This is a genomic window from Pedobacter sp. AC190 (assembly GCF_979258025.1).
The window spans coordinates 950,934-964,521 of record NZ_OZ409824.1; the positions used below are offsets into that span (position 1 = coordinate 950,934).

12 protein-coding genes are annotated in these 13,588 nt (G+C 33.5%); all 12 read left to right on the forward strand.

Annotated features, from left to right (window positions below):
* Positions 1-18: 18 nt before the first annotated feature.
* The 12 genes from wecB (at position 19) to ACZZZI_RS04245 (ending at position 13,555) form a co-directional block, all read left to right on the forward strand.
* Entirely contained in the window at positions 19-1,101 is a 1,083-nt protein-coding gene (gene wecB, locus ACZZZI_RS04190) for a non-hydrolyzing UDP-N-acetylglucosamine 2-epimerase (protein WP_463488662.1), read from the forward strand.
* On the forward strand, positions 1,098-2,327 hold the full coding sequence (locus tag ACZZZI_RS04195; RefSeq protein WP_463488663.1) for a glycosyltransferase: 1,230 nt from the start codon (positions 1,098-1,100) through the stop codon (positions 2,325-2,327). The genes wecB and ACZZZI_RS04195 overlap by 4 nt, the downstream gene beginning before the upstream one ends.
* A gap of 5 nt (positions 2,328-2,332) precedes the next feature.
* Positions 2,333-3,601 (forward strand): glycosyltransferase family protein, encoded by a 1,269-nt coding sequence (locus tag ACZZZI_RS04200; protein WP_463488664.1) that lies wholly within the window; start codon positions 2,333-2,335, stop codon positions 3,599-3,601.
* 91 nt (positions 3,602-3,692) lie between these two features.
* Positions 3,693-4,580 carry an FkbM family methyltransferase gene (locus tag ACZZZI_RS04205; protein WP_463488665.1) on the forward strand — a complete coding sequence of 296 codons (888 nt, stop codon included), beginning with the start codon at positions 3,693-3,695 and terminating at the stop codon, positions 4,578-4,580.
* Entirely contained in the window at positions 4,580-5,770 is a 1,191-nt protein-coding gene (locus ACZZZI_RS04210) for a glycosyltransferase family 4 protein (protein WP_463488666.1), read from the forward strand. Before ACZZZI_RS04205 ends, ACZZZI_RS04210 begins: the two co-directional genes overlap by 1 nt.
* A gap of 242 nt (positions 5,771-6,012) precedes the next feature.
* Positions 6,013-6,987, forward strand: coding sequence for a glycosyltransferase family A protein (locus tag ACZZZI_RS04215; RefSeq protein WP_344765113.1), 975 nt, complete (start codon positions 6,013-6,015; stop codon positions 6,985-6,987).
* Between the two features lie 105 nt (positions 6,988-7,092).
* Positions 7,093-7,896, forward strand: a complete 804-nt coding sequence (locus tag ACZZZI_RS04220) for a hypothetical protein (protein ID WP_463488667.1) — start codon at positions 7,093-7,095, stop codon at positions 7,894-7,896.
* Positions 7,836-8,489 (forward strand): hypothetical protein, encoded by a 654-nt coding sequence (locus ACZZZI_RS04225; protein WP_463488668.1) that lies wholly within the window; start codon positions 7,836-7,838, stop codon positions 8,487-8,489. The genes ACZZZI_RS04220 and ACZZZI_RS04225 overlap by 61 nt, the downstream gene beginning before the upstream one ends.
* A complete protein-coding gene (locus ACZZZI_RS04230; protein ID WP_463488669.1) occupies positions 8,486-9,781 on the forward strand; it encodes an XrtY-associated glycosyltransferase XYAG1 in 1,296 nt (431 codons plus the stop codon). Before ACZZZI_RS04225 ends, ACZZZI_RS04230 begins: the two co-directional genes overlap by 4 nt.
* Before the next feature lie 356 nt (positions 9,782-10,137).
* Positions 10,138-10,992 (forward strand): glycosyltransferase family 2 protein, encoded by an 855-nt coding sequence (locus ACZZZI_RS04235; RefSeq protein ID WP_463488670.1) that lies wholly within the window; start codon positions 10,138-10,140, stop codon positions 10,990-10,992.
* 167 nt (positions 10,993-11,159) lie between these two features.
* The gene (xrtY, locus tag ACZZZI_RS04240) at positions 11,160-11,741 is read left to right on the forward strand and encodes an exosortase Y (protein ID WP_463488671.1); all 582 of its coding nucleotides are present in this window, start codon (positions 11,160-11,162) and stop codon (positions 11,739-11,741) included.
* An 89-nt stretch (positions 11,742-11,830) separates the two neighbouring features.
* Positions 11,831-13,555, forward strand: a complete 1,725-nt coding sequence (locus ACZZZI_RS04245; RefSeq protein WP_463488672.1) for a carbamoyltransferase family protein — start codon at positions 11,831-11,833, stop codon at positions 13,553-13,555.
* Positions 13,556-13,588 lie beyond the last annotated feature (33 nt).

Below are 13,588 nucleotides of genomic sequence, written 5' to 3' on the forward strand. Positions count from 1 at the left end.
ATTTCATTGTTAGAAATTATGAGAATCTTAATAGTTTATGGCACTAGGCCAGAGTTTTTAAAAGTTTATCCTCTAATTAGAGAATTGTTGAAAATAGACAACATATTGTTGAGCGTTATAAATACGGGTCAACATAGAGATATGGTACTTGAATTAGAATCTTTTTTCAATTATAGTGCAGACATCTATCTTAATATTATGACAGAGGGGCAATCATTAAATTCAATAGTAAGTAAAATTGTACTTGCTTGTGACCATCTATTCGATGAATTAAAGCCTGATTTTGTGCTTATTCAAGGCGATACTACAACAGTTATGAGTACTGCTTTAGCTGCTTTTAATAAAAGCATCAAAATTTGCCATCTTGAAGCTGGCTTAAGAAGCAGAAACATTAACTCGCCATTCCCTGAAGAATTTAATCGAAGGACCGTTAGTCTAATTTCCAATATCAATTTCGCTCCAACTGAAAATGCGAAAACAAATTTGATTCAGGATGGAGTTAAAGCAGAGACTATTTACGTAACAGGCAATACAATTATTGACACTTTAAAACTCGTAAAGAAAAGGTTATTAACTAAAGTAGAAGACAATAAAGTTCATATTCTCGTAACAGCTCATCGCAGAGAAAACCATAAAGAGGGCATTAAACACATTTGTAATGCAATTAGAGATATTCTTTCAATTTATGAAAATGTTTGGGTAACCTGGCCAGTACATCCAAACCCACATGTTATGGATATAGTTTACAAAGAGTTAGGCCAAATTGACAGGGTTTCTTTGATTAAGCCTGTTAACTATTTGTCACTGTTGGAATTAATTAATAATTCTCATATCATATGGACAGATTCTGGGGGCATTCAAGAGGAAGCTCCAGAATTTAATAAACCCGTACTAATTCTTCGAGAAGAAACCGAAAGGCCCGAACTAATTACCTGTGGTTTAGGTTTCTTGGTCGGAACAAATGAAGCCCTAATCAAAGAGAAAACGATTCAAATACTTGATGATAAACAATACTCTGACTCATTAAAAACAGTAATTAATCCATTTGGTGATGGCATGGCTAGTATAAAAATCGCCAAAATTTTAGCTGGACTAGAATGAAAACACTAATTATCTGTCCGAATGAACTTTTTTCGGAGCCACGCTTAAGAAAAACTGCGATCTTTTTAGATAGCATTGGGCACGAAGTACATGTTCTCACTGCTCGTACTATTCAAAAAGAAAAAAACCTATATGTTGAAATAAAGAAATTATATCCATCTATTAGTTTTCATATCATAGATGTTTCTAAAACAAGTTTTAGATCTAGAATTTTATGGTTCTTGAGTAGCTTGTTACACATAATAAATTTAAAGGTTTGGACTTTTTTTAAATTACAGTTGCTACCTAATAAGGGAATATTAAATAAAACTCTTTTACTAAGTAAATTTCCAGAAATTAAGTTTGATCTAATAATTACAAACTTAATTGACACCCTTCCCCATGCTATCGCAGCAAAAAATAGTTTGAACCCAAATGCAAAAGTTATATTTGACTCTCAAGAGTTCTTTACTGGACAGTATAAACTTTTTCAATCAGAGAAAAGAGATTGGGTTGAGGCTATTGAACAAAAACACTTTAATAATTTTGACGCAATTTTTGCTACTACTAATGTGATGTTAGCAGCATTGAAAAAAAAATATAAATTGACTAATCCAATCTATCGTGTTCGGAATGTTCCTATAAAAAAAGAAATACCCTATAACCAAGGTCACCAATATAATGAAACTTTGAAATTAGTCTGGCATGGCAAATCAATTAACATTGGAAATATTCGTGGAGTGCATATTATTATAGAAGCCGTTTTAAAAGCAAGGTGTAAATGTGATTTATATTTACAGGGTGAGATTGACCAAAGTAACATAATGCTACTTGAGAGGCTAAAGAAGGAATTCATGAGTGAAAACTCAATTTACCTTTTACCCTCAGCAGATCCTACTTTAATTGTAAAGTCTATAAGTCACTATGACATTGGCATTATAGGAGAGTTGCCAAAAGAACTTAATCAAGAATATACTTCATCCAACAAGTTATTTGATTTTATTGGTGCTGGTTTGGCAATCATAACCTCAAGCACTGCTGGTATTGTGGAAACTATTAACGAATATCACAACGGATTAATATACACACCAGGTGACGCAGATGAACTTGCTGCATGTATCGTTAAACTCCATAAAAATAGAGAACTATTAAACAACTTAAAAATGAATTCTATTAAGGCTAGAGAGAAGGATTGTTTTTGGGAAAACGAATTAGCCAACATTATTGAACTCTCCAGTCACAATTAATCGGTTTGAAAAAAATAATAATTATTTCTCCGCATTTTCCACCGTCTAATTTAGCAGCTGTGCACAGAAGTCGCTTATTTGCCCAGCATTTGCCAGAGTTTGGATGGGAGCCGATAATAGTTACGGTACATGAGCGATACTATGAGGAAGCGTTAGATTACAATTTAGAAAGCTTGCTCCCTCAAAGCCTGAGAATTATAAAAACGAAAGCGATATCAACTAAACCTCTTCGTTTAATTGGGGATATAGGTGTAAGAGCATTTTATCAACTTTACAAAGCTGTAGTTAAACTGATTGAAACCGAACAAATAGATTTTCTTTACATTACAATTCCATCCCACTTCACGGCTTTAATCGGGCGCTTGGCGCACTTTAAAACTGGCATAAAATACGGTATTGATTACATCGATCCATGGGTACACCAATGGCCAGGCACAGAAAAAAAATTTTCCAAACACTGGTGGAGTATGAAAATCGGGGAATGGTTAGAGCCAATAGCTGTTAAAAAAGCTAGTCTAATTACAGGTGTAGCCCTCAGCTATTATGAAGGCGTACTTGAACGTAACACCGCATTAAAAACTCAAGTTATTACCGCATCAATGCCATATGGAGGCGAAGAAAATGACGTTAAGATTTTAAAAAAAACGAAGTCGAAGCCTTATTTATTCGAAAAAAAAAATGAAATATTAGACTTTGTTTACGGTGGCGCAATGCTGCCAAAAGCGTTTAAGCCCCTGGAAATGGTTATGAAGGCGATATCTAAAGCTCCAAACTCTTTCAGCAATATTCGTATTCACTTTATTGGGTCTGGTAAATCTCCAAATGATTCCCATGGCTTTAACATAAAAAAACTAGCTATAAAATATAATTTGTGGCAGACAGTATTTTTTGAATATCCAAAACGTATCCCGTATTTAGATGTTCTCACCCATTTAATAGCTGCGGATGGAGCATTTATATTAGGAAGTACCGAGCCACATTACACTCCTTCGAAAGTCTATCAAGCAGCTTTGTCACAGAAGCCTATATTTGCCATACTTCACAGTGATAGTACTGCATGTCAAATTATAGAACAAAGCAGAGTTGGTATTGTGTTAGCTTTTAATGGTGAAAATGATCTTTTAGCTATTAGCAATAACTTTGACAATAAATGGAACTCATTTTTATCATTCAGATCTGGCTTTAATGCCCATACCATTAACGCCGAATATTTAGAGCAATATTCAGCAAAAGCAGCTACAAAAATTTTAGCAGATGCATTAAAAAAAATTTGATATATGACGCAAATCACCAGTTCAAGTCCATAACAAATAGTTATTAAAAAATTTTATAATACAAATAATAGTCGATTCTAAAAAAACTTATATGGTCCAGCAATTCAAAAGGCTATTTTCATTCATCACTAACCATCCACTTTCAAAAAGAAAGCCTATTTCAGCTATTATTCGTATCATTATATGGCAAATCCAATCTTCTATTTGTAAAAAATTAATTGTTAAAACCTTTGCAGGCGAGGTACTTTTTTATGCAAAGAAAGGATTACATGGCATAACGGGGAATATTTATGCTGGTCTCCATGAATTTAATGATATGGGCTTCTTACTTCATTTTTTGAGAACTGAAGACAAATTCTGTGATATTGGAGCCAACGTTGGAGCTTATACCCTTTTGGCCAGTGGATATATTGGTGCTAAATCCATTGCTTTTGAACCTGTCCCTTCCACCTTTTCTATTTTAGAAAAAAATATACTACTTAATCAACTGCAAAAGAAGGTAACCTTACATAACAAAGCTTTAGGAAATCAAAATGGAGAAATAAAATTCACAGTTGATTATGATACTGTAAATCACGCGATTGCTGAAAACGAATTTGAGAAAAACAGCATCAATGTGAAAATGGAGCAGCTCGATAACTTTATTGATTACGAACCCATTTTGCTAAAAATAGATGTCGAAGGTTTTGAAAGAGAAGTGATTGAAGGGGGTAAAGAATTATTAGATCGCGAAACTACAAAAGCGATAATTATAGAACTTAATGGTAGTGGGGAAAGATACAACTTTAGAGATCAAGATATACATCATTATCTCAAAACAGTTGGATTTGCTCCCTACTTATATGACCCCTTTACTCGAATTTTTACTGAAATTGAATATTTTGGAAAACATAACACTATATATATCAAAGACATTAATTTTGCAAAAATAAGGTGTGAGAGGGCTCTGAAGGTGAAAGTTTTAGGAGTTAAGTTCTAATGAAAAAGTTAGCCATTATAACCACACATCCTATCCAATATCACTTTCCTGTTTTCCAGTTACTAGCAAAGCAATGTCGATTAAAAGTATTTTATACCTGGGGCACAGCTGGTGTAGACCCAAAATATGATCCAGATTTTCGCAAAGAGATCATTTGGGATTTGCCCTTTCTAGAAGATTACGACTATGAATTATTAGAGAATATAGCTCCTGATCCTGGCTCTCATCATGGAAAAGGTATAGTAAATCCTGATATTATTAAAAAAATTGATGTATTTACACCTGATGCTATTTTGGTATATGGTTACATCTACCATAGTCATTTACAAGTTATGCGCCACTTTAAAGGTAAGATCCCTATTTGGTTTAGAGGCGATTCTACCTTATTAAACAACTTGCCACTGTACAAAAAAATCATAAAAAACATTTACTTACGCTGGATTTATAATCAAGTTGATATAGCTTTTTACGTAGGATTAAATAACAAAGCATATTTCAAACAATTTGGCCTTAAAGAAGAGCAATTAGTCTTTGCACCGCATGCTATTGACAATGACAGATTTGCGATCCATCATAATGCAGAGGCCGCCGAACTCCGCAGGAAATTAAACATCCCACAACAAGAATTGGTATTTTTGTTTGCTGGAAAATTAGAACCTAATAAAAATCCTAAATTGTTATTGAAGGAGTTTACTAGTGCTGTTGAGGAAAACAGAAACCAGCCTGAGGGATTTATTTCTAATATAAGAAAAGCTCATTTACTTTTCGTGGGTAATGGCGTGCTTGAAGATAAGCTCAAATCTCAAGTTGGAAATCTCAATTCTCAAGTTCATTTCTTAGAATTTCAGAACCAGACTCAAATGCCCATTGTGTACCAAGCTTGCGATATTTTTTGTTTGCCCTCTATGAACGAAACTTGGGGTTTAGCAGTTAATGAGGCTATGGCTGCAGGTAAGGCTATAATAGTTTCAGATCAAGTGGGATGTGCTATCGACTTAGTCAAACCTGGAATTAATGGTTTTATTTTTAAACTCAAAAAAAGCAAAGAGTTGCGAGAATTGATGTCATACTTTATTAAGAATCCAAGAGAAAGCATGATGTTAGGAGAAAAATCCAGAGAAATTATTTCAAGTTGGTGTTTTAATCAACAAGTAAATACTTTAATTAGGGAGTTAAATAAGATTAGATAGGTTAATATTGCTAATTAAAACTTATCATTAACTTTTTCTTTTGAATCTGCAAACTACTTTTGCTTAAGCTAATCTGATTAATTTTCGTAAAGCTAATAAAATTAATATGAGTAAAATTTCAATAATTTATTTACATATATGTGTTTTAAAGCAAATATGTGACATCTTTGGTTATAAATAAAGATTAACATGCTTGAAGTAAATCAGCTTCAAAAATTAACCAATGAGAAGAGCAGTATCTAATGCGAAATAACAGTTTTGAAATATCCGTAATATTACCTGTTTACAATGGATCAAGATATTTGAAAGAGTCAATATATTCAGTACTCCAGCAAGACTTAAATAATTTCGAATTTATTGTTTGTGATGACTGTTCAACTGATGATAGTTTAGCCATAATAAAAAAAATCTCATATGAGAATCCTGGGAAAATTATCATATTAGAAAACGAAGTAAATAAAGGGTTATTTGGAACCTTAAATATCTTAATCGAGAAAAGCTCAACCAATTTGATACATCTTTGGTCTCAAGATGACATCATGAAACCTGATTGTTTAACAAATTGCAAATTGTTCCATAATAGATATCCTTTCATAAGTATGAGTTATCATGGAGTTGAATATATCGATAACGATAGTAAACAGATAAAAGATATTAAAAATGATGGAACTCCTGAAATTATATCATCACATCTATATGCAAATATTTCGATAAGGTGGGGATGTATTCCTGGAAATATTTCTAACGTAACTCTTAATAGGTTTTTTCTAAAGAAAACTGGTATATTTAATGATAAAATGATCGTAAGTGGTGATTTTGATTTATGGACACGCTTAGCCAGTATATCTTCTATAGGAAAAAATAACTCTACACTAATCTACCTGAGGATTCATCAGGAACAATTAAGCCGCAGTTTTAAGAGTATATATTTAAGAGTTAAGGAGGACATACCGATCCATTCCCAAATAATAACTATGTTATCTGAAAATGACCAAATAAAAGCACTAAGATGGTGGAATTGGAAAACTCAAGTATCTTATTATAACGACTATATATTCTTAAAACGCAAGGGGCTGCCACTCGAAGCAAAAAAGCTACATAACCTATTACAGCAAAATTTCAATCTGTATTCGTTGTTCATTAAATGGTTAATAATTAGAATACTTCGTTTAATAAAACTAGAAATTGGATTCTATAAAAAAATTCTTAACCGCTAACATTTAAACTTAAAAATCAGACAACCACTTATTCGTCCTTTATATTTTTGACAGTATACCTTATTACATACAACAACATACGTATTAATCTTATATCGAAAAAACTTGTTTGAAAATTCTATAAAATTAGGAAGTTTAAAAATTGCAATTGGGGTAATTCTTATGTTATCGCTTTTTACAATAAACCCCTTTGCAACATTTATGGCAGCGCTATTTGTTCCCTTTGCAGCTAAACTTTTGTGGAGAAAAGGAGAACCACCAGTACTTTTTTTTGCATTGCTTACGCAGTGGTTACAGGTTTGCCTAAAAGTTTTTTATGCAGATTTTATTTACAAAGATTTTTCAGAACTCTTTATCTACTACCAAAACATTCATCTTGCTTATTACTACGGTCTAATTTCTTTATACGTTATAACTCTCGGAATATTTCTTATCATTCAAAAAATACCAAAATCAAATTTCGATGATTTTAAATACCAACTCGCAAAATACAATCAAAAGAAAATAGTAATTCTATATGCTTTTGCAATCTTTTTAATGCCAGTCCTGTTAGCATTATCACATATCATTCCCGGATTACAACAGTTTTTCGTAAAAATTCAGGATTTAAAATGGGCAATATTTTTTATATTTTTTTCTTTCTATTTTGTATTTAAAAAGAACAAACGCCTGTTCTATATAATATTAGTTGGCGAGATCCTATTTAGTTTAAGTGGGTATTTTAGCTCTTTTAAAGAGTTCTTTATAGCTTCTTTATTACTATACCTTTTTGTAAAAAAATCTTACACTTTCGTCAATTACCTCTTTTTTGCATCAATGATTGCGCTACTTTTTAATTTACTTATTATTTGGCAATATGTAAAGCCACAGTATCGTTCATTTCTTTCAGGGGGGAGCGTGCACAAGTAGTTAAAGTTTCAAAAGCTAATGCTTTAGAAAAACTTTTTGAGCTAGCTAGTGATTCGGAAAAACTAAAATATGAAGATGGTATTACTATATTATTAGATAGAATAACATACATAGATATTTTCTCAGCTACAACTTCATATGTTCCACTTAATCGACCTCATGAACATGGAAGATTGTGGCTTGATGCAATAAAAAGGGTATTTATGCCTCGAATTTTATTTCCAGATAAAACCGCTATAAACGATTCCGAAAAAACAAATATCTACACGGGGATAGGATTTGCTGGAGTTGAATCGGGAACTTCAATTAGTTTAGGCTATGTTACAGAGAGTTATATTGATTTTGGATTTCCAGGGATGTTAATTCCACTGTTTGCCTGGGGTATGGTAATTGGTATTGTATACAAATACATCATTACAAAATCTTACAATCTTATCTGGGGATTTGCTTTTTTGGTTCCATTAATTTTTCAAATAAATTTATTTGAGACTGCGCTTGACAAATTAATAGGTAGCCTTATTGCATTTTTTCTAATTTTTTTGTTGCTAAACAAATTCGTGATCAAAAGATTGGATAATTATTTAAAAAATTGAAAATCCTGCATATTACTCCTTCCTACAAGCCTTCCTATATTTATGGCGGGCCGATCGCTTCAGTCTCGATGTTGTGTGAGTCAATTAAATTATTGTCCTTCGACTCCGCTCAGGATAATGTAAATGGGAAAGCGAAATTAGAACTTCAGGTCTTAACAACAACTGCCAATGGCAAAGCTGAATTAGAGTTAAAAGTTGGGAAGCCTATATTGGTAGATGGTGTTGTGGTTAATTATTTTAAGAGGTGGACAAAGGATCACAGTCATTTTTCGCCTGGTTTGTTGTGGGATTTAAGAAAGAAAATAAGTCAGTTTAAAAATCCGCTTCCTTCTATTTCACCAGGTGAGTCGCCACGCGTTAAAGGGGAACAAGAACCACCCCGCCTTATAGGCACCCCTCCAAAGGAGGCGAATGAACTCGTGATTCACATCCATGCCTGGTGGAACCTGGTTTCTGTGTTGAGTTGTTTAGTCGCAAAATGGTATAATATCCCAGTTGTATTATCGCCAAGAGGTATGTTGAATTTTCATACTTATAGTACTGGCAATAAAACTCTGAAAAAAATAATCCATCATTTAATAGGAAAAAAATTACTAAAGTACTGTGCAATTCATGCTACAACTAATAAAGAAAAGAAAGAAATAGTAGACTTTATCAATGCCAATAATATTATAGTAATTTCGAACCTTGTAAGTCTTGGAAAAAGTAATATTAAGTTTGATCAGGAGAAACAATGTAATCAAAAATTTAAAATTATTTTCCTTTCGCGAATAAATCGAATCAAAGGTTTAGAACTTTTATTTGATGCGCTATCAGATGTTAATTTCGACTATCGCTTAACCATTGCAGGAACAGGAGACGAAAACTATATTAAAAGCTTAAAGCTTAAAGCTGAAAGCCTAAAGCTGGGTGAACGCATTAAATGGATTGGGCAAGTTAGCAATGATGAAAAGTTTTCCATGATGGCTTATCATGATTTATTGGTTCTTCCCTCCTATAATGAAAACTTTGCCAATGTTGTTGTCGAAAGTTTAAGTGTTGGTACGCCTGTGCTTGTAAGTAAAAATGTTGGACTTGCTGACTATGTAAAAGCTAATGAGCTTGGATGGGTTTGTAGCCTGAAACCAAAAGACATTGCTGAGAAAATTAATTTGGCTTATAATCAAAAGCTTAAGAGAGAAACCATAAAACGTAATGCTCCTATTCTCATTAAAAATGATTTCGATGACGAGGTTTTGGTTAGGAGCTATATAGAATTGTACGAAAGGGTTCTTCGACTCCGCTCAGAATGACATGGTCTGAATGAATGTTGATCCTTCGACTACGTTCAGGATGACAGAGCAAAAACAAAAACGGGATGACAAAGCGGAGAGAAAATAACATTTATTAAAGCGCTTCGACACTTGGACAAGCTCAGTGCAGGCTTAGCTTAGCATGACATGGTCTGAATGAATGGTTTATCCTTCGACTCCGCTCAGGATGACAGGACAAAACAAAAACGGGATGACAAAGCGGAGAAAAAATAGCTTTGATTATAGCGCTTCGACACTCCGACAAGCTCAGTGCAGGCTTAGCTCAGCATGATATGGTCTGAATGAATGGTTTATCCTTCGACTCCGCTCAGGATGACAGAACAAAAACAAAAACGATGAATAAAAATTTCAGTTTTATTATTCTCACATATAATGAAGAAATTCATTTGCCTAGGTTATTGAATTCCATTAAAAATTTGAATGCCGAAATATTTATTTTGGATAGTGGAAGTACGGACAAAACGCTGGAAATAGCTAAAAGCTTTAACGCAGTTGTTCAAAGCAACTCCTTTGTAAATCATCCCAAACAGTGGGATTTTGCCTTAAAAAACTTTCAGGTTAGTACGCCATGGACTATTGGCCTAGATGCTGATCAAATTGTAAGTCCTGAGCTTTTTGAGTTACTTAAAGGCTTTCAAGATGAAGATTTCGCGGATATCAGTGGTATATATTTTAACCGCAAAAACTATTTTCAAGAAAAATGGATTCGTTTTGGGGGCTACTACCCCATCTATATGTTAAAAATGTTTAGAACGGGAATGGCTTATTCAGATTTAAATGAAAATATGGATCATCGGTTTATACCAGGTGGAAAAACCATTATCTGGAAAAAGGGGCATTTATTGGAAGAAAATTTAAAAGAAAACAATCTTGCATTCTGGAAAGCTAAACACGAACGTTATAGTGATTTAATTGCTGTTGAAGAAATTGAGCGGGAACAAAAACTTCGATCACAAACGCTGGAGGCCAAATTATGGGGAAATCCGGATGAGCAAAAGACCTGGTTTAAAAAGCAATGGAGAAATTTACCCTTAGGCTTAAGGCCATATTTATATTTTAGCTATCGGATGATTTTTAAGATGGGTATACTCGATGGCAAAACGGGCATTCGTTTTCATTACCTGCAGGGGCTTTGGTTTAGGTTATTGGTTGATAAGAAGATTTCTGAATTGAAACGCAATAAGCTATAGGGTTTAGGGTTTAGGGTTTAGGGTTTAGGGTTTAGGGTTTAGGGTAAATGAATAGTGAAATAGAATGTTTTGCAAGGAAGAAGAAAAATTAAGCTTTAAATTATTACAATTTAATAAGATTGGGATGAATAAAAAGATTAGTATATCTTTAAAAAATCAAACAGATTATGAACGAAATCCAGCAAAAAGAAGCTAAGAAACAGGCTGATAAAAAAGCCATAAAATTCATTATTGCCTTATTTGTACTCTACATTTTATTTAGTCAGGGTAACTTATTCATGAATAGTGTTATGAGTCCTGGTGGGAAGTTTTATAATGCGTACATCGCTGAGCATTTTGATTATATACAAGGGTTAAAAACGGCATTAATAATTCCTGCAGTTTGGATTATTAAGCTTTTTGGCTTTTATGCCATTTACAATGAAATGGATGTTATGGTTGTTTCGGGTCCATTACTTCGAATTAACTATTCTTGCCTGGGATTAGGCGTAATGAGTTTCCTGGCTGCATTTGTTTTATCATTTCCAGCATCCTGGAAGTCGACTTTTAAAATGCTTATTATCGGACTCATCAGCATTTATGTTTTAAACATTTTCCGTATTGCGGGCCTGGGTGTCTTATTTGGCACTTTTCAATCGCAGAGAAACTACTTCGAATACCATCATGAAATTTTTAATGTAATTGTTTACATCATTATTTTCATTATGCTGTACATCTGGATTAGAAAGAACACCAAAATAAAAAACTAAGTATTTCCATTTATCTGAAATTAAAAACACTAATAATCTTTTAATTTCGGCCGTTTACTCCCCATTTATAAATAATTCTACCTCCAAATATGTATATATTAGGTATTAACGCTTATCATGGCGATTCGGCCGCCTGCATTTATAGGGATGGTGAAATTATTGCGGCATCAGAAGAAGAACGTTTCAGGCGGATAAAACACTGGGCTGGCTTTCCTTCAATGGCTATTCAATTCTGCTTGGATGAAGCTGGAATAAATATCAGGGAAGTAGATCACATTGCCATCTCAAGAGATCCGAAGGCCAATTTCGGCAAGAAGGTTTTTACAGCAATTAAAAACCGACTGAATATTAAAAATATTGCCGATCGGATGCGAAATCTTCAAAAAGCGAAAAGTATTGATGAAGAATTTATTAGTCACTTTGGATTAAAACCGAATGAACTAAAAGCACACATTCATAATGTTGAACATCACCGTTCACACCTGGCGAGTGCTTTTTTTGCTTCACCTTTCGAAGAATCTGTTATTTTAAGTATCGATGGTTTTGGTGATTTTACCAGCACGATGACGGCCACTGGAAAGGATAATAAGATTAATGTAATCGATTCTGTAAGCTATCCTCATTCTTTGGGATTATTTTATACAGCGCTAACCCAGTTTTTAGGTTTTCTGCATTATGGCGATGAATATAAAGTTATGGGACTTGCGCCCTACGGCAAACCTGTTTATGAACAAGAGATTCAAAAAATTGTTAATCTTAAGTCAAATGGTTTATTTGAACTCGATCTTAAATATTTTAACCATACTACAAAAGGCGTGCAAATGGCCTGGGAAGATGGGATACCATCTATGGAATCTGTATTTTCAAAGGAACTTATTAATTTATTAGGTCCTCCAAGAAAAACAGATGAAACGCTTAATCAGAAGCATAAAGATATTGCAGCAAGTGTTCAAAAAGTAACTGAAAATACAATATTTCACATTCTGAATCATGTACAAAATACAACCAATCTTAATTCAATTTGTATAGCAGGCGGTGTTGCCCAAAACTCTGTTGCAAATGGTAAAATTAAGTTAAATACTAAATTCGAAAATATCTACATTCCACCTGCAGGGCATGATGCGGGAACAGCCATTGGTGCTGCGTTATGGGTTTATAATCAATTGCTCCACAACGATAGAAACCAACCGATGTTAAATGGTTACTTTGGAAGTTGTTTTAACAATGATTATATAGAGAAATTATTACAGGAAAGGCAAATTTCCTATCAAAAACCTGTTGAAAAAGATTTCTTTAAGACTATAACCGATTGTTTAACCAATAATGGTGTTATAGGCTGGTTTCAGGGAAGGGCCGAATTTGGGCCAAGGGCTTTAGGAAATCGATCTATACTTGCTGATCCCAGAAATGAACTCGCTAAAGAATTACTTAACTGCAAAATCAAAAGGAGAGAATCTTTTCGCCCGTTTGCGCCATCTGTTTTAAAGGAATTTGTTGCTGATTATTTCGAACAGCATGATGGAGTTCCTTTTATGGAAAAGGTATTTTTAATTAGGCAAGATAAAAGAGCAGAAATTCCTGCAGTTACACATCTCGACGGAACGGGGCGTTTACAAACTGTGGAGGCCGAAAACAATTTAAAATATTATAAGCTAATACAACATTTTTATCAGGCTACAGGTACCCCGATTTTATTAAATACCTCTTTTAACGAAAACGAACCTATTGTTAATAGGCCTGAAGAAGCCCTAGATTGTTTTTTAAGAACGAAGATGGATATGCTGGTTCTGGAAGACATTATCATTGTGAGATAAAAAATAAAAAATACAACTCATTTTAAAGCCGCT

Bases quoted from the DNA above. Each gene is read 5' to 3' on its own strand.
- ACZZZI_RS04210 (WP_463488666.1), top strand. From the start codon at position 4,580: ATGAAAAAGTTAGCCATTATAACCACACATCCTATCCAATATCACTTT.
- ACZZZI_RS04215 (WP_344765113.1), top strand. From the start codon at position 6,013: ATGCGAAATAACAGTTTTGAAATATCCGTAATATTACCTGTTTACAAT.
- ACZZZI_RS04235 (WP_463488670.1), top strand. From the start codon at position 10,138: ATGAATAAAAATTTCAGTTTTATTATTCTCACATATAATGAAGAAATT.
- ACZZZI_RS04205 (WP_463488665.1), top strand. From the start codon at position 3,693: ATGGTCCAGCAATTCAAAAGGCTATTTTCATTCATCACTAACCATCCA.
- xrtY (WP_463488671.1), top strand. From the start codon at position 11,160: ATGAACGAAATCCAGCAAAAAGAAGCTAAGAAACAGGCTGATAAAAAA.
- ACZZZI_RS04245 (WP_463488672.1), top strand. From the start codon at position 11,831: ATGTATATATTAGGTATTAACGCTTATCATGGCGATTCGGCCGCCTGC.
- ACZZZI_RS04195 (WP_463488663.1), top strand. From the start codon at position 1,098: ATGAAAACACTAATTATCTGTCCGAATGAACTTTTTTCGGAGCCACGC.
- wecB (WP_463488662.1), top strand. From the start codon at position 19: ATGAGAATCTTAATAGTTTATGGCACTAGGCCAGAGTTTTTAAAAGTT.